The following is a 21,048-nucleotide window of genomic DNA, read 5'->3' as shown; positions in this document are numbered from 1 at the left end:
GCTGATCAACCGTGCGGGGTGCGCCACGCGGTGGTGCGCCGCTCGCGCGGCAGGTGGTTTCATGGTCGCCATGGCGAACCCGGTGATCCTGACCGTCGACGACGACCCCGTGGTGTCCCGGGCCGTGGCTCGGGACATCAGGCGCCGCTACGGCGACCGCTACCGGGTGCTGCGCGCCTCGTCCGGCCCGGAGGCGTTGGACGCGCTGCGCGAGGTGAAGCTGCGCGGCGAACAGGTGGCGCTGCTGCTGGCCGACCACCGGATGCCGGAGATGACAGGCGTCGAGTTCCTGGAAGCGGCGATGGACATCTTCCCGGCCGCCCGCCGGGTGCTGCTCACGGCGTACACGGACACCGACGCCGCGATCGAGGCGATCAACGTGGTGGACCTGGACCACTATCTGCTCAAGCCCTGGCACCCGCCGGAGGAGAAGCTGTACCCGGTGGTGGACACCCTGCTGGAGGCGTGGTCGGTCACCCCGGACGCGGCGAGCGCCGAGATCCGGGTCGTCGGGCACCGCTGGTCCGCCCCGTCGTTCAAGGTCCGTGACTTCCTGGCCCGCAACCTGGTGCCGTACCGGTGGCTGCTGGCCGACGATCCGGAGGGTGCCCGGCTGCTCGACGCCGCCGGTGCCACCGAGGCGGACGTGCCGCTTGTGGTGACCGCCGAGGGCAAGGCGCTCGTCGCACCCAGCGAGGCCGAGTTGGCCGCCCTGGCCGGGTTGACTGTCGTGCCGGCGTCGGACTTCTACGACCTCGTGGTGATCGGCGGCGGCCCGGCCGGCCTGGGCTCGGCGGTGTACGGCGCCTCGGAGGGGCTGCGTACGGTGCTCGTCGAGCGCCGCGCCACCGGAGGGCAGGCCGGTCAGAGCAGCCGGATCGAGAACTACCTGGGTTTCCCCGACGGCGTCTCCGGCGCGCAGCTGACCGACCGGGCCCGGCGGCAGGCGGTGAAGTTCGGCGCCGAGCTGCTCAGCGCCCGGGAGGTGGTCGGGCTCAGCGAGGCGGGCGGCGCCCGGCTGCTGCGCTTCGGCGACGGCACCGAGATCGCCGCGCACACGGTGGTGCTGGCCACCGGTGTCTCGTACCGGGTGCTCGACGCGCCCGGGTTGGCCGACTTCACCGGCCGGGGCGTCTTCTACGGCGCCGCCGCGACGGAGGCGCCGAGCTGCGTCGACCAGGACGTCTACATCGTGGGCGGGGCCAACTCGGCGGGCCAGGCCGCGGTGCACTTCTCCAGGTACGCGGCCCGGGTGCACCTGCTGATCCGCGGCGCGGACCTGACCGCGTCGATGTCGCGGTACCTGATCGACCAGCTGGAGCGGATCGACCGGATCACCGTGCACCCGCACACGGCGGTGACCGGCGCGGCGGGGGAGGGGCATCTGCAACAGCTCACCCTCTGCGACACCCGTACCGGTCAGTCCCGCTCGGTGGACACGTCCTGGCTGTTCATCTTCATCGGGGCGGAGCCCCGCACCGACTGGCTCGACGGTGTGCTGGTCCGCGACGGGCGCGGGTTCATCGTCACCGGCCCGGATCTGCTGGCCGGGGGGAGGCGGCCGCCCGGCTGGTCGCTGTCGCGTGACCCGTACCACCTGGAGACGAGTGTGCCGGGGGTGTTCGCCGCCGGTGACGTACGGGCCGAGTCGGTCAAGCGGGTCGCCTCGGCCGTCGGCGAGGGCGCGATGGCCGTCTCTCTCGTGCACCGCTATTTGGAGGCCCAGTGAGTGCGAGGAGTGAGCCGGGTTTGCGAGCCCCGCAGTCGCGAACGAAGGAGGCCCGGTGAGTGCGAGGAGTGAGCCGGGTTTGCGAGCCCCGCAGTCGCGAACGAAGGAGGCCCGGTGAGTGCGAGGAGTGAGCCGGGTTTGCGAGCCCCGCAGTCGCGAACGAAGGAGGCCCAGTGAGTGCGAGGAGTGAGCCGGGTTTGCGAGCCCCGCAGTCGCGAACGAAGGAGGTCCAGTGAGCGGTCAGTCGGACCGGTTGACGCCGGCGCAGCTGCGTACCCTGTTCCTGTTCGAAGCTCTGGACGACGGTCAGCTCGACTGGCTGGCCGAGCGTGGCCGCGTCGAGCAGCGTGGCGGCGGCACCCTCGTGTACGGCGAGGGTGAGCCGGCGACGTGCTTCTTCGTGCTGCTGCGCGGTGCGGTGGCCCTGAGTCGGCAGGTGCGCGGCGACGATGTGGAGGTCTCCCGGACCGACCAGCGTGGCGTGTACGGCGGGGCCACTCAGGCGTACCTGGGCGACCAGGTCGATCAGACCTACCGCAACAGCCTGCGGGCGGTGACCGACGCGGATTTCTTCGTGCTGCCGGCTGAGGACTTCGCCTATGCCCTGCGGACCTGGTTCCCGATGCCCATGCACCTGTTGGAGGGGCTGTTCTTCGGCATGCGGGACTCGCAGACCATCGTCGGGGAGCGGGAGCGGCTGCTGGCTCTCGGTTCGCTCTCGGCGGGGCTGACCCACGAGCTGAACAATCCGGCGGCGGCGGCGGTGCGGGCCACCTCGGTGCTGCGTGACCGGGTCGCCGGTATGCGTCACAAACTCGCCATGATCGCTGACGGCCGGCTCGACGGCAGTGCCCTGCACGGCCTCGTCTCGTTGCAGGAGGAGGCGGTCGCCCGGGTGGCCACCGCGCCGAAGTTGACGCCGATGGCCACTGCCGACGCCGAGGACACGCTCACCGACTGGCTCCAGGAGCACGGGGTCGACGGCGCCTGGGATCTGGCGCCGATCCTGGTCGGCGGTGGGCTCGACTCGGCCTGGCTGGCGCAGGTGAAGGCGGCGGTCGGTCCGGCCGACCTGGAGGCGGCGGTGCGGTGGCTCACCTACACGGTCGACACCGAGCTGCTGATGCGCGAGATCGGCGACGCGGTCACCCGGATCTCCGGCCTGGTGGGGGCCGCCAAGCAGTACTCGCAGTTGGACCGCGCGCCGCACCGGGTGGTGGACGTGCACGATCTGCTCGACGCCACCCTGGTGATGTTCAAGGGCAAGATCCCCGCTGAGGTCAAGCTGGTCCGGGAGTATGACCGGAGCCTGCCGCAGGTGCCGGCGTACGCGGCCGAGCTGAACCAGGTGTGGACCAACCTGATCGACAACGCGCTGGGTGCGATGGGGGAGAAGGGCGTGTTGACCGTCCGCACCGGACGCGTCGACGACCTGCTGACCGTGGAGATCATCGACACCGGGCCGGGCATTCCGCCGGAGGTGCGTCCGCGCATCTTCGAACCGTTCTTCACCACCAAGCCGGTCGGCTCGGGCACGGGGCTGGGGCTGGACATCTCGTACCGGATCGTGGTGCACAAGCATCACGGCGACATCCGGGTGGAGACCGAGCCCGGGCGCACGACGTTCCGGGTGCTGCTCCCGGTCGCCGGGGGCGCACCGGACGCGCCGCACGACGCGCCGATCACCTAGAGACAGCACCTGGTTGCTGGCAGTAGTCTCGGCGCGATCGTGATGCCCGCCCCCCGAGGAGGGTCCGTGGAGTCGATGGCCCGCCAGCGCACCCCCGTCGAGGACGACGCCAACCTGGACGATCCACCGGACACGATGCTCCCGGAGCTGGAGGATCGCGAGTGGCTGCACCACGCCCAGGAGTTCGCGCACACCAGCTTCTGGGCGGTGGCCCGCCGGCTGCCCCGGCTGGTCCGCGAGGCGGTCGGGCTGGCCTGGTCCACCAACCGCCGCGACACGGTCGCCTCGATCGGCCTGAACATCGCGGCCGGGGTGATGACCACGTTCGGCCTGCTCGCCACGACGAGCGTGCTGCGGGAGCTGTTCGCCGCCGGTCCCACCCCGGACCGCGTCCGATCGGCCCTGCCGGCGCTGATCGTGGCCGCGTCGGCGGTGTCGGCGCGGGGCGGCCTCACCATCGCGGCGGGCTGGGCGCAGGCACGGCTGACCCCGCAGATCAACTACCAGGTGGAGCTGCGGCTGTTCGAGGCCACCACGGCGGTGGACCTCGCCGCGTTCGACGACGCCGGTTTCGCCGAGGAGATGGACCGCGCCCGTGACCGGGGGATGGCCGAGGCCGCGTGGATCGTCGACCACACGGTCAACCTGGTCACCGGCGTGGTCGGGATGCTCGCCACCGCCGTCGCGGTGACAGTCATCCAGCCGCTGCTGCTGCCGTGCCTGCTGCTCGCGGCGGTGCCCCAGGCGGCCACTGCGGTACGGATGGCCCGCCGGGAGTACCTGGCGATGCTGGCCCGGATCACCAGGCGCCGCCGGATGTGGATGCTGGCCCACCTGATGGCGAACAGGCGTACCGCGGCCGAGGTGCGCGCGTACCAGATGCGTGACTTCCTGCTCGCCGAGTACCGCGGGGTGATGGCCGTCGAGACCCGGGCCGAGCTGCGGCTGGTCCGTTCGCAGACCGGCACCCGGGTCGTCGGCGCGACGATGGCGGGGCTCGCCACCTTCGGGGTGTACGCGGTCCTCGGCGGGCTGCTGCTGGCCGGGATGGTCGCCCTGGCCGCCGCCGCGACCGCCCTGCTCGCCCTGCAGTCCGCGCGCACCAGCATGGGCGTCGCGGTGGTCGCCACCAACTCGCTGTACGAGGACGCCCTCTACTACCAGGACTACCGGGACTTCCTGGCTCGTGCCCACGCCCGGGTGCCGGTCGGCGGCGACCTGTCGACGGACGGTGTCGACGTGATCGAGCTGGACGAGGTGAGCCTGCGCTACCCGGACACCGACACCCCGGCGGTGGTCCGGGTAAGCCTCACCATCCGGCGGGGCGAGGTGGTGGCGCTGGTCGGCGAGAACGGCTCGGGCAAGACCACCCTGGCCAAACTGATCGCGGGGTTGTACCAGCCGACCGGCGGGGTGATCCGGTGGGACGGCGTGGACGCCGCCGAACTGGACCCGCGTGCTCTCGGCGCGCAGGTGGCCGTGATGACCCAGGAGTGGTGGAAGTTCCCGTTCACGGCCGGGCAGAACATCCGGGTCGGCCGGCACGACCGTCCGCCGGACCGACCCGGCCCGAGCGTGCAGGAGGCGGCCGGGGCGGCAGCCGCCCACGACATGATCGTCGGCCTGCCGCACGGCTACGACACGCTGCTCGACCGGGAGTTCAAGGACGGCCACGAGCTGTCCGGTGGCCAGTGGCAACGGTTGGTCGCCGCGCGCGGCCTCTACCGCGACGCGGCCCTGCTGATCTGCGACGAGCCGTCGGCCGCCCTGGACGCCCGCGCGGAGCACGCCCTGTTCCAGCACCTGCGCCGCCACCCCGACCGGGCGGTCGTGCTGATCACCCACCGGCTGGCGAACGTGCGGCACGCCGACCGGATCTTCGTGCTCGACCAGGGACGCCTCATCCAGCAGGGCAGCCACGACGAGCTGATGGCCGCCGGCGGCCTCTACCGCGAGCTGTTCGAGCTGCAGGCCGCCGGCTACCGGGCCGGGACCGACGAGGCCCTGCCCCGCTGACCCGTGGCCGTGCCGATGTCGGGCGGGATCAGGCCGGGTGGTCGGGGCGCAGGAAGTCGGCCAGGACCCGGGTGTGCGTGGAGAACGCCAGTTCGACCGGGTGGGTGAGCACCAGCCACTCGGTCGCCTCGTCGGTGGGCGCCGAGGGCGGCAGGTCCTCCGCCACCTGCTCGGGCAGCACCCCGAAGACCATCATGGTGCCGCCCGCCGGTGCGCCGTGCACCGCGAACAGGCGCGCGTCCCCGGCGGCGGCCACCAGCCCGGTCTCCTCGCGCAGCTCCCGCACGAGCGCGTCGGACCACTCCTCGCCGTACTCGATGAAGCCGCCGGGCAGCGCGAGCTGCCCACGGGCGGGTTCGATGTCCCGGCGGACCACCACCACGCCCAGGCCGGTGGCGGTGCGGACCGGCAGCACCGCCACCGCGACGGGCAGGGGGTTGCGCCAGACGGTCTCGCCGCAGACCGCGCAGACCCGCGGCCACCCGGCTGCCGCCGGGTAGGCCGCGCCGCAGTAGGAGCAGTGCGAGTACGGCGTACCGGTCATGCCCCAGCACGTTACCCGGCCGGCGGCGGCGCCTCAGGCGGCCGGCGCCCCGGTGTAGAAGGCGGTCGTGCGCTCGGCGGCGGCCCGCGCCTGGTCGGGGTCGGTGCCGGCGGCGACGCTCGCCTCGCCCCACAGTCGGCTGCTCAGCTCCATGGCCCGCCGGCCCTCGTCGGAGGCGATCCATTCGGCGCTGTCCTCCGGCCGGACGCCGCTGCCGTCGCCGGACAGGTGGGTGGCCAGGCCGAGCAGCCCCAGGTCCCAGCCGACGCCGACGGCGCCGGGCCCGAACTGGGCCCACCGGTCCTGGTCGACGTGGGCGATGTGGTCCAGCTCGAAGCGGGTCCGCTCCTCGTCCACCGGGGTGAGTCGCACCTCGATCCAGCTCACCTCGCCGCCGAACTCCCAGGTCGCGGTGAAGCGGTGCGGCGGGTCGCAGCTCTGCACGGTGCCCCCGGCGTTGCCCTCCAGCTGGTACGTGCCGTGCAGTCGCAGGTCGCCGCTGATCGGCAGGAACCAGCGCGGGATGCGTTCGGCGTTGGTGCAGGCGTCCCACAGGTCGTCGAGGGTCGCCTGGTAGGTCTGGCTGATCGTGGCCACCCGGGCCTCGCCGGCCTCCAGGGTGCGGTTGCCGACCTTCCGCTGGACGGCGTTGATCTGCTCGGTCGCGTCGAACATCAGGTGTTCCTCTCGTCGGGTGGGTCGGCCGACCCGCGCAGCCGACGCTCGCGTCGGCCCCGGGCCAGCTCGGTGGCGAGTGCTGCCAGGGGCGGGGTCCAGAACCGGCGGAAGTGCTCCAGCCAGCCGTCGACCTCGCGCAGCGGGCGCGGGTCGACCGCGTACAGCCGCCGGGTGCCTTCCGGTCGTACGGTGGCGAATCCGTTGTCCCGCAACACCTTCAGGTGCTGGGACACGGCGGGCTGGGAGATGCCGAACTCGTCGCGGATGACCGCGCTCACCGCGCCGGCGGTCTGCTCGCCGGCGGCGAGCAGTTCCAGGATGCGGCGCCGGACGGGATCGCCCAGCACGTCGAAGGCGTGCACGACGACAGTTGTATCATTACTGGCTTATTTAAGCCAAGTCTGAAACTCCGACGAGCTTGTCCAGTCGGATCGGCAGGTCCCGGATCCGGACGCCGGTGGCGTGGAACACCGCGTTGGCGACCGCCGCGGCGGAGCCCACGATGCCGATCTCGCCGATGCCCTTCACCCCGGCCGGGTTCAGCTCGCCGTCGTGCTCGTCCAGCCAGTACGCCTCGATGGACTCCACGTCCGCGCAGCCGGTGATGTGGTACGTGGCCAGGTCGTGGTTGACCCAGTCGCCGTAGCGTTCGTCGAGCAGACCCTCCTCGTGCAACGCCATCGACAGCCCCATCGTCATGCCCCCGATGAGCTGGCTGCGGGCCGTCGTCGGATTGACCACCCGGCCCGCCGCGAACACCCCGAGCATCCGGTTGAGCCGTACCTCGCCGGTGGTCGCGTCCACCCGGACCTCGGCGAACTGCGCCCCGTACGCGTACCGCGGCAGGCCGGGCTGTCCGCCGACCTCCTCGGAGGTGTCCGCCTCGGCGCTCACCTCGGCATCGGTCGGCACGCCGTCGCGCAGCTTCCCGCGCAGCGCCTGGCAGGCCCGGATCACCGCCCAACTCCAACTCGCGGTGCCCATCGAGCCGCCGGCCACCGGCGCGTTCGGCAGATCGCTGTCGCCGATGCTGATCCCGACCCGTTCCGGCGGCACCCCCAGCGCGTCGGCGGCCACCTGCCACAGCGCCGTCCGGGCGCCGGTGCCGATGTCGGTGGCGTTGATGCGGACGTGGAAACCGCCGTCGGGCCTCGCGGTGGCCGTGGCGCAGGACGGCCTGGCGCGGGCCGGGTAGCTCGACCCGGCCACACCGGACCCGACGAGCCAGCGCCCGTCGCGCCGCGCCCGGGGCGCGGGATCCCGGTCGGCCCACCCGAACCGCTGGGCCCCCTCGCGCAGGCAGGCCGCCAGGTGGCGGCTGGTGAACGGGCGCCCCTGATCGGGGTCGACAGCCGTGTCGTTGCGGATGCGCAGCTCCACAGGGTCGATACCGACGGCGACGGCCAGTTCGTCCATCGCCGACTCCAGGGCGTACGCACCGGGACACTCGCCAGGCGCCCGCATCCAGAACGGTGTCGGCACGTCGAGACGGACCAGCCGGTGGGTGGTGCGGCGATGCGGTGCGGCGTACATGCTGCGGGTGTAGACGGCGGTCTGCTCGGCGAACTCCAGGATGGTCGAGGACTGGCTCATCGCGTCGTGGCAGATCGCGGTGAGTCGCCCGTCGGCGTCGGCCGCGAGGCGGACACGCTGGATGGTGGGGGTGCGGTAGCCGACCGGCCCGAACAGCTGCTGGCGGGTCAACGCCAGTTTGACCGGACGGTCCACGTGCCGGGCGGCGAGGGCGGCCAGCACCACCGCCGCCTTCGCGTACCCCTTGCTGCCGAAGCCGCCGCCGACGTGCTCGGTGACCACCCGCACCGACTCCCGGGGCAGCTCGAACAACTCGGCCAGCGCCGCTCGCACCGACGACGCGCCCTGGTTGGAGTCGTGCACCAGCAGCCGCCCGTCCTGCCACCGCGCCGTGGTGGCGTGCGGCTCCATCGGGTTGTTGTGGTACGCAGGCGTCCGGTAGGTGGCATCCACCCGCACCGGGGCGGCCGCGTACCCGGCGTCGAAGTCGCCCTCCTCGGTGTCGGTCGGATAGCTGGGGTTGACGTGGTCCGGCTTGTAGAGGCCCGGGTGGTCCTCGGTGAGCGCCGTGCTGTGCGGTCCGGCGTCGTAGTCGATGCGCACCAGCCGGGCGCCCTCCCGGGCCGCCTCCAGACTGGTGGCCACCACGACGGCGACCAGCTCCCCCCGGTAGTGCACAGTCGGTTCCTGGAGCAGCCACAGGTCCGCCTCCAGGCCGGGCGCGAGCCGGGGCGCGTTGCCGTGGTGCACCACGGCCAGCACGCCCGGCGACGCCAGCGCCTCCGCCGTGTCGACCCGCGTGATCCGGCCCCGCACCACGGCCGAGGGCACCGCCCAGCCGTAGGTGACGCCATCGACCGGGTACTCCACCGCGTACCGGGCCGTGCCCGTGACCTTCTCCCGTCCCTCCAGGCGGGGGTACGCCCGGCCGACCGCGTCGGTGCTCATGACGACGCCAGTTCGGTGAGCACCCGTACGGTGATGGACCGGGTCAGCGGCAGCTTGAAGCCGTTGTGCCGCAGGGGACGCGCCGCGGCCAGCTCGGCGTCGGCGGCCGCCGCGGCCAGCTCCGCGTTGAACTGTCGACCGCGCAGTTCCTCCTCGGCCCGGTACGCCCGCCAGGGCCGGTGGGCCACCGCCCCGTACGCCAGCCGCACGTCGCGGACCACCCCGCCGTCCAGGTCCAGCACGGCCGCCACCGAGCCGGCGGCGAAGGCGAACGACGCCCGGTCGCGCACCTTGAGGTACGCCGAACGGCGCGCGGCCGGCAGCGCCGGCAACCGCACGGCAGTGATGAGCGCGCCCCGGGCGAGGATGGTCTCCCGCTCCGGATGGGTGCCGGGTGAGCGGTGCAGGGCGGCGAGCGGGACGTCCCGTGGGCCGTCGGTGTCGTGCACCTCCACCACCGCGTCCAGCGCGGCGAGGGCCACCGCGAGGTCCGACGGGTGGGTGGCGACGCACTGCTCGGACCAGTCCAGCACCGCCAGGTCGCGGTTCTGGCCGTGCAGGGCCGCGCATCCGCTGCCCGGGTCGCGTTTGTTGCACGCCTTGCCGGTGTCCTGGAAGTACACGCAGCGGGTGCGCTGCAACAGGTTGCCGCCGGTGGTGGCCAGGTTGCGCAGCTGCCCGGAGGCGGCGGCGAGCAGGGCGCGGGCCAGCACCGGGTAGTCGCGGCGGACCGCCGGGTGGGCGGCGAGGTCGCTGTTGCGCACCGTCGCGCCGATCCGCAGTCCGCCGTCGGGCAGCTCCTCGACGGTGTCCAGCGGCAGCCGGGTCACGTCCACCAGTACGTCGGGGCGCTGCACCCCGAGCTTCATCAGGTCGACGAGGTTCGTCCCGCCGGCCAGGTACGCCGCCTGCGGCTCGGCCGCGAGCACGGCGACCGCCTCCGCCACGTCGGCGGGCCGGTGGTAGCGAAAGGGCCTCACCGCGCGGCCGCCGTCGCCCGGACGGCCGCGACGATGTGCGGGTACGCGGCGCAGCGGCACAGGTTGCCGGCCATCCGTTCACGGATCTCCGCGTCGGTCAGCTCCGGCGGCGCGGCCAGGTCCTCGGTGACGGCGCTGGGCCAGCCCCGCTCGACCTCGTCGAGCATTCCCCGGGCGGAGCAGAGCTGCCCGGGGGTGCAGTAGCCGCACTGGAACGCGTCCTGCGCGATGAACGCGGCCTGCAACGGTGACAGCTCGTCCGGCCCGGCCAGCCCTTCCACGGTGACCACCGACCGGCCGTCCAGGGTGACGGCGAAGATCAGGCAGCTCTTCACCCGGCGCCCGTCGAGCAGGACCGTGCAGGAGCCGCACTGGCCGTGGTCGCAGCCCTTCTTCGCCCCGGTCAGGTCGAGGTGCTCGCGCAGCGCGTCGAGCAGCGTGGTGCGGTTGTCGAGCGTCACCTCGCGGGGGACGCCGTTGACGTCGAACGCCACCCGGGACGAGTGCCGCTCGTCGGTGGTCGTCGCGTTCTCCGGTCCGGCCTGCACCGGCCCAGACTAGCTTTGTCGGTATATCTCAGGGCGAATAACGCAAAGCACTCGGTACGGGAGGTGAGGCGGGTGACCGCCGGGTTGCTGCTGGCCGCCGGTGCCGGACGGCGGTACGGCCGCCCGAAGGCCCTCGTGGAGTTCGACGGCGAGCCCCTGCTGCGGCGGGCCGTCCGGCTGTTGGGCGACGGCGGGTGCGTACCCGTGCACGTGGTGCTCGGCGCGGGCGCCGACGAGGTGCCCGACGCGCCCGGCGCGGTGCCGGTACGCCACGACGGCTGGGCAGAGGGGCTCGGCTCGTCGCTGCGCCGGGGCCTGGCCTCGCTGGGCGCGGACGTGCCGGCCGCGGTGGTGGCCCTGGTGGACCAGCCGCTGCTCAGTCCGGTCGCGGTGCGCCGGGTGCGCACGGCCCACGCCGGCGGGGCGGTCGTCGCGGTCGCCACCTACGCGGGCCGGCCGGGGCACCCGGTCCTGCTCGGTCGGCAGGCCTGGCCGCTGCTGGACCGGTACGCCGTCGGCGACCGGGGCGCCCGCGACCTGCTGCGCGACCATCCGGACCTGGTGGTCGAGGTGCCCTGCGACGACGTCGGCTCCCCGGTCGACGTGGACACACCGGCCGACCTGCTGCGGCTACGGGCCCTCAGTGACGGGTGAGCCAGCGGGGCAGCCCCTCGCTGGTCACGGCGTGATAAGTGATCATGACGATGACGGCGATCAGACCGAGCAGCGGGTTGACGAACCAGCCGAGCAGGCCGCCCAGCCCGTACAGCACGAGCCCGGTGATCGGTCGCAGGCGCTGCCGGCGCGCGTAGTCGGGGGTGATCCGGCGGTGCAGCAGCGCCGGGTGACGGTGCAGGTAACTGAAGAACGCCAGCCACGGGGCCGACATCAGCGCGGCGCTCAGCGCGTACAGGGCCACGGCCGCGCGCTGGTCGTTGGTGTCGCCGTGGGTGAACGCCGACGCCAGCACCGCTGTGGGAAACGGAATGATCACCGCGCCGAAGAGGACGCCGAGGTTGATCCAGCTCAGCGTGAGGGTGGTGCCGCGGATCAGCCGCAGCAGGGCGTGGTGGTTGAGCCAGAGCACGCCGACGTAGACGAAGGACACCACGAAGGCCAGGTACGAGGCGCCCTCGCCGAGCAGGCCGTCCAGCAGTTCGCCCTCGTGGTACTCCGGCACCCGCAGATCGATGACCAGCAACGTGATGACGATGGCGAAGACGCCGTCGCTGAAGGCCGTCATCCGGTCGATCCCGGACACCCGTGCCCCGGCGTCGGGCTGCTCGACCTCGTCGGGTGCTGCGGACATTGCCGCAGGCTAGCCACTGCGGACGGCGGTCGGCGGCGTTTTTGTCCGATCCGGACGGGAGCGGCCGCCCGGGTCACCCCGGGCGGCCGGCCGAACGGCCCCCGTCTCACGCCACCGGCGCGGCCGCCCCGGTCGTCCCGGCGAGAGCCTGGTGGGCGCGGATCAGCTCGGCGTAGCGCAGACCGCTGGCCTTCACCGTGCGGCGCTGCGTGGCGTAGTCGACGTGCACCAGCCCGAAGCGCTTGTCGTAGCCGTACGCCCACTCGAAGTTGTCGAGCAGCGACCAGACGAAGTAGCCGTCCAGCGGCACGCCCCTCGCCACCGCCGCCGCGCAGGCCGCCAGGTGCTGCTCCAGGTGGTCGGTGCGCTCCTTGTCCTCCACGGCGCCCTCGGCGGTGACCTCGTCCGGCCACGCCGAACCGCTCTCGGTGACGATGATCCGGCCCGGCCGGTACTCCTCGTGCACGTCCACAAGCAGCCGCTCCAGGCCCGCCGGGTACACCTCCCAGCCCATCGCGGTCTCCACCGAGCCGGGCACCGGCACCTGCCTGGCGTACGGCGCCGCGCCGGTCGGGTCGTCGACGACGAGCTGACGGAAGTAGTAGTTCACGCCGAGGAAGTCGGTGGGCGTGGCGATCACCGCAAGGTCGTCGCCGCGTACCGGCGGTTCGACCCCGTACGTGGCCACCATGTCGGCGGGGTAGCCACGCTCGTGGATCGGGTCCAGCCACCACCTGTTGACGTGCCCGTCGGCCCGCCGCGCCGCCGCGACGTCCTCGGGGCGGTCGGTGGCCGGCTCGATCGGGCTGAGGTTGAGCACCAGGCCCACCGAGGCCGGGCGGGCGGCGTTGGCACGGATCGCCTGGGTCGCCAGGCCGTGCCCGAGCAGCACGTGGTGCGAGGTGTGCACCGCCCGGGTCAGGTCCCGTTCGCCGGGGGCCATGTTGCCCTCCAGGTGCCCGATCCAGGACACGCAGAGCGGCTCGTTGACCGTGCACCAGTCGGCCACCCGGTCGCCGAGACGGTCTGCGACCACCGCCGCGTAGTCGGCGAACGCCTCGGCGGTTGCCCGCGCCGGCCAACCACCCCGATCCTGGAGGATCTGTGGCAGGTCCCAGTGGTAGAGGGTGACGAACGGCCGGATCCCGTCGGTGAGCAGCGTGTCGACGAGTCGGTCGTAGAAGTCCAGCCCGGCGGCGTTGACCCGCCCGACGCCGTCGGGCATCACCCGGGGCCAGGCCACCGAGAACCGGTACGCGTCCACGCCGAGCCGGCGCAGCAGCGCCAGGTCCTCCGGCCACCTGTGGTAGTGGTCGCACGCCACCGCACCGGTGTCGCCGTTGTCGACAGTGCCGGGGGTCGCCGAGAAGGTGTCCCAGATGGACGGCGACCGGCCGTCGACGTCGACGGCCCCCTCGATCTGGTACGCCGCGGTGGCCACCCCCCAGAGGAAGTCGGGTGGCAGGTTGGACAGGTCGGGCACGGGACGGTTCTCCTCTGGGGTTGGATGGCTCACTTGACCGCGCCGGCGGTGAGGCCTGCGACGAAGTACCGCTGAAGGGCCAGGAATCCGGCGACGACCGGGATGCTGACCACAAGCGAGGCGGCCATGATCTGGTTCCAGTAGACGTTGAACTGGGTGGAGTAGCCCTGCAGGCCGACGGCCAGGGTGCGGCTGCCCTCGTCGGTCATCACCGAGGCGAAGAGCACCTCACCCCAGGCGGTCATGAACGCGTACACGGTGACCGCGACGACGCCCGGCACGGCGGCCGGCAGGATGACCCGGAACAGGATGCGCAGCGGCCCGGCCCCGTCGACCTGCGCCGCCTCGTCCAGCCCCCGGGGGATCGAGTCGAAGTAGCCGACAAGCATCCAGATCGAGAACGGCAGCGAGAACGTCAGGTACGTGATGATCAGGCCGGTACGGCTGGCGTACAGCTCGATGCCTGTCGCGTTGCCCAGGTTGACGTAGATGAGGAACAGCGGCAGCAGGAACAGGATGCCGGGGAACATCTGGGTGGACAGCACCGTCACCGAGAAGACCCCCCGACCCCGGAACCGGTACCGGCTGACCGCGAACGCGGCGAAGATGGCCACCGCCACCGAGCAGATCGCCGCGATGCTCGACACCACGAGGCTGTTCACCAGGTACCGGGCCAGCGGCACGGTGCTCCACATGTCGACGAACGGTTGCAGGGTGGGTCGACTGGGCCACCAGGTGAAACCGTTCTGCACGTCCTGCAACGGCTTCGCCGCCGAGGTGACCATCACGTACAGCGGGATGACGACGAAGAGGGTGAGCAGGGTCAGCACGATGCGCCGGCCCCAGCGCTCACCGGCGGTCTCACGCATGGTCGTCCCTCCGACGGTTGGTGATCAGCAGGTACGCGGCCGAGACGACGAGCAGGAACAGCAGCAGTGCCACCGACATGGCCGAGCCGGAGCCGAAGTCCCAGGTCTTGAAGGAGCTGCGGTAGATGTGGATGGAGATCAGGTCGGCCTGCTCCGGGGCGGAACCGCCGAACAGCACGAACGGCGTGTTGAAGTCGTTGAACGTCCACAGGAACAGCACCAGCAGCAGCACCAGGTTCACCGGCCGCAGCATGGGCAGGGTGACCGAGCGCAGCCGGCGCCAGAAACCGGCGCCGTCGATGGCGGCGGCCTCGTACAGCTCGCCTGGCACGTTCTGCAGGCCGGCCATCAGGCACAGGAACGCGAACGGCCAGTTGCGCCACACCGACACCACGAGCAGCGACCAGAAGCTGTTGTCGCCGATCAGCCAGAACGGCCGTTCGTTGAGCAGGCCGAGTTGGTCCACGAGGACGTGGTTGACCAGGCCGGTGTCGCGTTGCAGCAGGAAGCTCCAGGTGATCACCGCGGCGTAGACCGGCAGCGCGTACGGGGTGAGGAACAGCGCCCGCAGCAGGGCCCGTCCCCGGAACGGTCGTTGCAGCACCACCGCCGCCGAGATGCCGAGAAGCCAGGCGAACCCGACCGACAGCAGGCTGTACGCCAGGGTGATCCAGAACGAGTGCAGCAGTTCCTTGCCGGCGGCGCTGTTGATGTCGAGCGTCGCCCGGTAGTTGTCCCACCCGACGAAGGGTGCGGTGGACCAGTCGCGGATGTGGAACTGGGTCAGCTCCAGCAGGCTCATCCAGACCCCGACCACCATCGGGATCACGTGGACGGCGAGTTCCAGCACGACGGCCGGTGCGAGCAGCAGGTACGGCAGGAGTGAGCGGCGCGGGCCGCGGGGCCGGCGGGCCGGCTCCCGGGCAGGTTTCCCGGCCCGGGGTTCGCGCCGGCCGGCGTCCGGCGCGGTGGTGCTGGTTGCCATCGGGGTCCTCTCGGAGGCGGTGGCCGTGGCCGGGCTCGACGCCCGACCACGGCCACCTGTGACGCCTGGGTCAGCGCATCTTCTGCTGCGCCTCGGTCAGCTTGGCCTTCACCGATGCCTCGGTGACCGGCTTGCCGCTGGCCGCGTCGGCGAACAGCTCCTTCATCGCGGTGCCGACCAGGGTCTCGAAGGTGCTCTCCTCGGGCACCTGCGGCAGCGGCGCCGCGGTGGTGACCAGGGTCTCCTGGATGGTCTTCTGCTCCGGGGCGGTGAACGCCGGGTCGGAGCCCGCGGTCTTGACCGCCGGCAGCGAGCCGTACGTCTTGTTGAGGATCGTCTGCTCCTCGTCGCTGGTCATGAACTTCACGAAGCTCAGCGCGCCGTCCTTGTTCTTGGTGTGCTTGAAGACCGCCATGTTGATCCCGGCGACCATGCTGTTGACCTTCTTCCCGCCGGCCGGCGGGCTGGCCAGGAACGGCACCGGGGCCACCCCGTACGCGTCGGCGGGCATGTTCTGCGTCTTGAGGTTCGAGCCGGCGGACTGCCAGAGCAGCATGGCGGCCTTGCCGTTGGCGAAGTCGGAGACCGACTGGTTCTGCGCGTACTCGGCGTTGCTCGGGTTGGTGATCTTGTCTGCGGCCATGAAGTCGATGTAGCGCTTGATGGCCGAGACGTTCTGCGGGGTGTCGAAGGTCGGCTTGCCGGCCGAGTCGAACCACTCGCCGCCGTACTGCTGGCTGAAGGTGAAGGCGTGGTGCGCGTTCTCCGACGGGTTGGCCCCCTCGATCGCGAGGCCCCACCTGCCGCCGGTGGAGAGCTTCTTGCCGTACTCGGCGACCTGCTCCCAGGTGGTCGGCGGCGCGGTGATGCCCGCGTCGGCGAACATCTTCTTGTTGTAGTACAGGCTGTACGCCATGCTGTAGAGCGGCACGGCGGCCGGCGGCTTGCCGGGGGCGCCGGCGGCGGCGAGCGCGGCGGGCACGATCCGGTCCTTGCCGCCCACGGCCTGCAGGGTGGCGTCGTCGAACTCGACGAGCGCGCCGGTGGCCTGCAACGACGCCGACCAGGTGTTGCCGATGTTGACCACGTCCGGGCCCTTGCCGGAGGTGGCGGCGGCCAGCAGGCGGTTGAGCAGGTCCGACCAGGGGACCACCTCCACGGTGACCTTGATCCCGGTCTGCTTCTCGAACTTGTCCAGCTCCGGCTGGAGGATGGTCTTGTCCGCCTCCAGGCTGGCGCCCTGGTTGCTGGCCCAGTAGGTGAGCGTCTTGGGCGATGCGGCGGAGTCGTCGCCGGAGCCGCCGCAGGCGGTGAGCGATGCCGCTGCCAGTACGGCGGCGGTGAATATCCCGAGGTGTCGTCTCGACACGGTCTGCCCTTCCGGTGCGTGGTGGGGGTCCGCCGGCCTTCGTCACCGATAGGGGTGGGCGACGGGCGGCCGGCCGCGGACAGGGTTCGGGGGTGCGCCGTCGGGGTCCGTCGGCGTTTCCCGGGAGTTACATCACGGCTTAATTTATGTCGTCATTAAAGTTGCTGGTCGGTGGGTCGTCAAGCACGGGGCGGTTACAGTCGCCTCGAACGGCCGACGGGAACGAGGTGACGAGTGGAGCTGGCGCGTGCCACCAACCGCAGCGTGCGGCTGCGCAACAGGTCCGCCCTGCTGACCAGGCTCTTCCTCGACGGTCCGCTCACCCGTCAGGACCTGGTGCGCAGCACCGGGCTCAGCCAGCCGGCGGTGAGCAACGTGGTGGCCGACCTGATCGACGAGGGGCTGGTCGCCGAGGCGGGAGCCGCCGAGTCCGACGGTGGCCGGCCCAGCATGCTGCTGCGGATCGCGCCCCGCTTCGCGTTCGTGGTCGGCGTGGACGTCGGCGAGACCCGGGTCCGCGTCGAGCTGTTCGACTTCGCGATGACCCTGCTGGCCAGCATCGAGTACCCGCTCGACCCGGCGCGGACCGAGCCGGACGTCGTGGCCGGGCACGTGCTGGCCGGCATCGACGCGGTGACCGGGGAGGCCGGCGTGGCCCCCGCCGACGTGCTCGGCGTCGGCATCGGTGTCTCCGGTGTCGTCGAGCAGGGCGTCGAGGCTGTCGTGCACGCCCAGGCCCTCGGCTGGGACCGGGTGCCGCTGGAACGCCTGATCAGCGCGGGCACCGACCTGCCGCTGCACATCGACAACGGCGCGAAGACCCTCGGTCAGGCCGAGATGTGGTTCGGCGCCGGGCGCGGTGCCCGGCACGCCGTCTTCGCGCTTGTCGGCTCCGGGGTTGGCGCGTCGGTGGTGACCAACGGCGCCACCTACCGGGGGGCGTCCAGCAGCGCGGGGGAGTGGGGACACACCACGCTGGTGTACGGCGGCCGGGCCTGCCGGTGCGGTGCCCGTGGCTGCCTGGAGGCGTACGTGGGCGCGGAGGCGATCATCGAGCGCTACCGGGAGGCGCGTCGGGGGCGAGCGGTGCCGGGCGAGGACGAGGAGTCCCAGCTCGCCGCCCTGGTCGCCGCCGCGGACACCTCGGCCACCGCCCGGCGGGTGCTTGACGAGACAGCCGGCTACCTGGGTGCCGGGGTGGCCAACCTGATCAACCTGTTCAACCCGCAGCGGGTGGTGCTCGGCGGCTGGGCGGCGATGGCGCTGGGCGACCTGCTGCCGGCTGTCCGCGAGGCGGCCGGTCGGCAGGCGCTGCGCCAGCCGTACGAGCAGGCGTCGATCGAGCTGTGCCGGCTCGGCGTGGACGCGGTGGCGCTGGGGGCGGCGACGCTCCCGATCGCCCGCTTCCTCACCGAGGGCGGCGTCCGCCGCTGAGCGGGAGCGACCGCGCGGCCGACCAGCAAATTACACAAAAAAGCATCCTCGGGATAAATAACAAAGTTATAGATCGATGTCTTGACGTCGTCGCAATCTCGCCGCAACACTCCTACGAAAGCGCTCTCCGACCCGCGACGCCGCATCGGCGGCACCACCCACGGCGCCACGGGGCGAGCCGATCCCATCCGCGCGGCACCCCCGTAACCCCCTAGCGACAGGCAATGTCATGACATCTCGTGCTACATCCGTACGTTCGCGTCCCCGGCGTCCCGTCCGGCACCTGCTCGTCGGGCTCACCGTGGCCCTGGTCGCGGCGCTCACGCCGACCGGCGGCACCACCCCGGCGCAGGCCGCCCCCACCCTGCTCTCCCAGGGCCGTCCCGCCACCGCCTCGTCCACCGAGAACGCCGGCACCCCGGCCGGCGCCGCGGTCGACGGCAACACCGGCACCCGCTGGGCCAGCGCCTTCAGCGACCCGCAGTGGCTCCAGGTCGACCTGGGCGCACGGGCCACCATCAGCCAGGTCAACCTGCTCTGGGAGGGCGCCTACGGGCGGGCCTTCCAGCTCCAGACCTCCGACGACGGCGCCACCTGGACCACCATCTACTCGACCACCACCGGCGCCGGCGGCACCCAGAACCTCACCGTCACCGGCGCCGGCCGGTACGTGCGGATGTACGGCACCGCCCGGGGCACCGGCTACGGCTACTCGCTCTGGGAGTTCCAGGTGTACGGCGGGACCGGCGGCAGCACGCCTACCTGCGGCAGCACCAACGTCGCGCAGGGCAGCCCGGCCACCGCCTCGTCCACCCAGGACGCGGGCCTCGCGGCGTCCGCCGCCGTCGACGGCAACCCGGGCACCCGCTGGGCCAGCGCCGCCAGCGACCCGCAGTGGCTGCGCGTCGACCTCGGCAGCACCCGCACCATCTGTCGGGTGACGCTCACCTGGGAGGCCGCGTACGCTCGGGCCTTCCAACTCCAGACCTCGGCCGACGGGACCACCTGGACCACGATCTACTCGACCACCACGGGCACCGGCGGCACGCAGAACCTCACCGTCAGCGGCAGTGGCCGTTACCTGCGGATGTACGGCACCGCCCGGGGCACCACGTACGGCTACTCGCTGTGGGAGCTGGCGGTCAACACCACGGGCGGCACCAGCGAGCCCCCGGTCGGCACCACCGACCCGTACAACCCCAACCTCGGGTCGAACACGTTCGTCTTCGACCCCAGCACGCCGACCTCGACCATCCAGAGTCGACTGAACACCCTCTTCACCCAGCAGGAGACCAACCAGTTCGGCCCGCAGCGGTACGCCGTGCTGTTCAAGCCGGGCACCTACACGGCCGACGTCAACCTCGGCTTCTTCACCCAGGTCGCCGGCCTCGGCATGAGCCCCGACGACGTCAACCTCAACGGCCACGTCCGCACCGAGGCGTTCTGGATGGGCGGCAACGCCACCCAGAACTTCTGGCGGGCCGCCGAGAACCTCTCGGTCACCCTGCCCGCCGGGCAGACCGTGGAACGCTGGGCGGTGTCCCAGGCCGCGCCGTACCGGCGGATGCACCTGCGCGGCGCGCAGAACCAGATCCAGCTCTGGAACGGCGGCGACGGCTGGTCCAGCGGCGGTCTGCTGGCCGACACCCGCGTCGACGGACTGGTCGTCTCCGGCTCGCAGCAGCAGTGGTACTCGCGCAACAGTGAGTTCGGCAACGGCTGGACCGGCTCGGTGTGGAACATGGTCTTCCAGGGCGTCGTCGGCGCTCCGGCGCCGAGCTTCCCCAACCCGTCGCACACAGTCATCGCGCAGACCCCGCAGGTCCGCGAGAAGCCGTTCCTGTACGTCGACGGCAGCGGTGAGTACCGCGTCTTCGTGCCGGCGCTGCGCACCAACTCCACGGGCACGAGCTGGTACAACAAGACCCCGGCCGGCTCGTCCATCTCGCTGTCGCAGTTCTACGTCGTCCAGCCCGGCACCAGCGCCGCCACCATCAACGCGGCCCTCGCCCAGGGACGGCACCTGCTCTTCACCCCGGGCGTGCACCACGTCACCGAGCCGATCCAGGTCAACCGGGCCGACACGGTCATCCTCGGCCTGGGCCTGGCCACCATCCAGGCCGACAACGGCAGCGTCGGGATGCGGGTGGCCGACGTGGACGGCGTCAAGGTCGCCGGGCTGATGTTCGAGGCCGGCACCACGAACTCGCCGGTGCTCATGGAGGTCGGGCCGTCCGGGTCGGCCGCGAGCCACGCCAGCAATCCGACGTCGCTGCACGACGTGTTCTTCCGCATCGGCGGACCCCACGTCGGCAAGGCCACCAACACGTTGACCGTCAACAGCGACAACGTGATCGGCGACCACATGTGGCTGTGGCGGGCCGACCACGCGGCCAGCGGCGTGCCCACCGGGTGGACGCTGAACACCGCCGACACCGGGCTCACCGTCAACGGCGACAACGTCACCATGTACGGCCTCTTCGTCGAGCACTACCAGAAGTACCAGACCATCTGGAACGGCAACGGCGGCCGGACGTACTTCTACCAGAACGAACTGCCGTACGACCCGCCCAACCAGGCGGCCTGGATGAACGGATCGACCCGGGGGTACGCCGCGTACAAGGTTGCCGACTCGGTGACCAGCCACCAGGCGTTCGGACTGGGCAGCTACAGCTACTTCAACGTCAATCCCGCGGTGGTCGAGGAGCGGTCGTTCGAGGTGCCCGTCAACCCGAACGTGCGCTTCACGAACATGGTCACCGTCTCGCTCGGTGGCGTCGGCACCATCAACCGGGTGATCAACAACGCCGGTGGCACCGCGAACGCGGCCAACCAGACGGTGTACCTGACCACCTACCCCTGACCCGGGCGCCCGCGCCGACCTGATCGTCCCACGGACCGGGTCGGCGCCTGTCGCACCGAGGGCCGAGCCG

Annotated in this window: 17 protein-coding genes; 6 read left to right on the top strand and 11 right to left on the bottom strand. The window is 71.8% G+C overall.

What is annotated here, in order from left to right:
- Positions 1–61: 61 nt before the first annotated feature.
- The 3 genes from ACZ6N8_RS17545 to ACZ6N8_RS17535 all read left to right on the top strand — a co-directional run bounded on the left by ACZ6N8_RS17545 (position 62) and on the right by ACZ6N8_RS17535 (position 5,435).
- Entirely contained in the window at positions 62–1,729 is a 1,668-nt protein-coding gene (locus ACZ6N8_RS17545; protein ID WP_466011066.1) for an NAD(P)/FAD-dependent oxidoreductase, read from the top strand.
- A gap of 232 nt (positions 1,730–1,961) precedes the next feature.
- Positions 1,962–3,419, top strand: a complete 1,458-nt coding sequence (locus tag ACZ6N8_RS17540; protein ID WP_466011064.1) for an ATP-binding protein — start codon at positions 1,962–1,964, stop codon at positions 3,417–3,419.
- A 75-nt stretch (positions 3,420–3,494) separates the two neighbouring features.
- Positions 3,495–5,435, top strand: a complete 1,941-nt coding sequence (locus tag ACZ6N8_RS17535; RefSeq protein WP_466011404.1) for an ABC transporter ATP-binding protein — start codon at positions 3,495–3,497, stop codon at positions 5,433–5,435.
- A 28-nt stretch (positions 5,436–5,463) separates the two neighbouring features.
- Here the strand turns inward: ACZ6N8_RS17535 and ACZ6N8_RS17530 are convergent, their stop codons facing one another.
- Genes ACZ6N8_RS17530 through ACZ6N8_RS17505 form a run of 6 tightly spaced genes read right to left on the bottom strand, consistent with a single transcriptional unit; the run spans position 5,464 to position 10,612 of the window.
- Positions 5,464–5,979 (bottom strand): NUDIX domain-containing protein, encoded by a 516-nt coding sequence (locus ACZ6N8_RS17530; protein ID WP_466011063.1) that lies wholly within the window; start codon positions 5,977–5,979, stop codon positions 5,464–5,466.
- Between the two features lie 33 nt (positions 5,980–6,012).
- On the bottom strand, positions 6,013–6,654 hold the full coding sequence (locus tag ACZ6N8_RS17525; RefSeq protein ID WP_466011062.1) for an SRPBCC family protein: 642 nt from the start codon (positions 6,652–6,654) through the stop codon (positions 6,013–6,015).
- Positions 6,654–7,019, bottom strand: coding sequence for an ArsR/SmtB family transcription factor (locus ACZ6N8_RS17520; RefSeq protein ID WP_466011061.1), 366 nt, complete (start codon positions 7,017–7,019; stop codon positions 6,654–6,656). The genes ACZ6N8_RS17525 and ACZ6N8_RS17520 overlap by 1 nt, the downstream gene beginning before the upstream one ends.
- A gap of 28 nt (positions 7,020–7,047) precedes the next feature.
- Complete coding sequence (locus ACZ6N8_RS17515; protein WP_466011060.1) at positions 7,048–9,138, bottom strand: xanthine dehydrogenase family protein molybdopterin-binding subunit; 2,091 nt, start codon at positions 9,136–9,138, stop codon at positions 7,048–7,050.
- Positions 9,135–10,118: an FAD binding domain-containing protein gene (locus tag ACZ6N8_RS17510; protein ID WP_466011058.1), complete on the bottom strand. Its 984-nt coding sequence runs from the start codon at positions 10,116–10,118 to the stop codon at positions 9,135–9,137. The genes ACZ6N8_RS17515 and ACZ6N8_RS17510 overlap by 4 nt, the downstream gene beginning before the upstream one ends.
- Complete coding sequence (locus tag ACZ6N8_RS17505) at positions 10,115–10,612, bottom strand: 2Fe-2S iron-sulfur cluster-binding protein (RefSeq protein ID WP_466011403.1); 498 nt, start codon at positions 10,610–10,612, stop codon at positions 10,115–10,117. The genes ACZ6N8_RS17510 and ACZ6N8_RS17505 overlap by 4 nt, the downstream gene beginning before the upstream one ends.
- Positions 10,613–10,738: 126 nt before the next feature.
- Between ACZ6N8_RS17505 and ACZ6N8_RS17500 the strand changes: the two genes are divergently transcribed.
- Entirely contained in the window at positions 10,739–11,320 is a 582-nt protein-coding gene (locus tag ACZ6N8_RS17500) for a nucleotidyltransferase family protein (RefSeq protein ID WP_466011057.1), read from the top strand.
- On the opposite strand, the gene ACZ6N8_RS17495 is transcribed toward ACZ6N8_RS17500, so the two are convergent.
- The 5 genes from ACZ6N8_RS17495 to ACZ6N8_RS17475 all read right to left on the bottom strand — a co-directional run bounded on the left by ACZ6N8_RS17495 (position 11,307) and on the right by ACZ6N8_RS17475 (position 16,681).
- Positions 11,307–11,975, bottom strand: a complete 669-nt coding sequence (locus ACZ6N8_RS17495; protein WP_466011055.1) for a TMEM175 family protein — start codon at positions 11,973–11,975, stop codon at positions 11,307–11,309. The genes ACZ6N8_RS17500 and ACZ6N8_RS17495 overlap by 14 nt on opposite strands.
- A 106-nt stretch (positions 11,976–12,081) precedes the next feature.
- A complete protein-coding gene (locus tag ACZ6N8_RS17490) occupies positions 12,082–13,458 on the bottom strand; it encodes a GH1 family beta-glucosidase (protein ID WP_466011053.1) in 1,377 nt (458 codons plus the stop codon).
- Positions 13,459–13,487: 29 nt separating this feature from the next.
- A complete protein-coding gene (locus ACZ6N8_RS17485) occupies positions 13,488–14,327 on the bottom strand; it encodes a carbohydrate ABC transporter permease (protein ID WP_357981638.1) in 840 nt (279 codons plus the stop codon).
- Complete coding sequence (locus tag ACZ6N8_RS17480; protein ID WP_466011051.1) at positions 14,320–15,312, bottom strand: carbohydrate ABC transporter permease; 993 nt, start codon at positions 15,310–15,312, stop codon at positions 14,320–14,322. The genes ACZ6N8_RS17485 and ACZ6N8_RS17480 overlap by 8 nt, the downstream gene beginning before the upstream one ends.
- 70 nt (positions 15,313–15,382) lie before the next feature.
- On the bottom strand, positions 15,383–16,681 hold the full coding sequence (locus tag ACZ6N8_RS17475; protein WP_466011049.1) for an ABC transporter substrate-binding protein: 1,299 nt from the start codon (positions 16,679–16,681) through the stop codon (positions 15,383–15,385).
- Positions 16,682–16,915: 234 nt separating this feature from the next.
- On the opposite strand from ACZ6N8_RS17475, the gene ACZ6N8_RS17470 reads away from it, so the two are divergent.
- Both ACZ6N8_RS17470 and ACZ6N8_RS17465 read left to right on the top strand, forming a co-directional pair.
- Positions 16,916–18,115: an ROK family transcriptional regulator gene (locus ACZ6N8_RS17470; RefSeq protein ID WP_466011047.1), complete on the top strand. Its 1,200-nt coding sequence runs from the start codon at positions 16,916–16,918 to the stop codon at positions 18,113–18,115.
- Positions 18,116–18,344: 229 nt separating this feature from the next.
- On the top strand, positions 18,345–20,978 hold the full coding sequence (locus ACZ6N8_RS17465; RefSeq protein ID WP_466011045.1) for a discoidin domain-containing protein: 2,634 nt from the start codon (positions 18,345–18,347) through the stop codon (positions 20,976–20,978).
- Positions 20,979–21,048 lie beyond the last annotated feature (70 nt).

The sequence above is a fragment of the Micromonospora sp. NPDC047521 genome (assembly GCF_055587305.1).
Note: the sequence above shows the minus strand (reverse complement) of the source record. Positions and strands in the feature narration are given on the sequence as shown.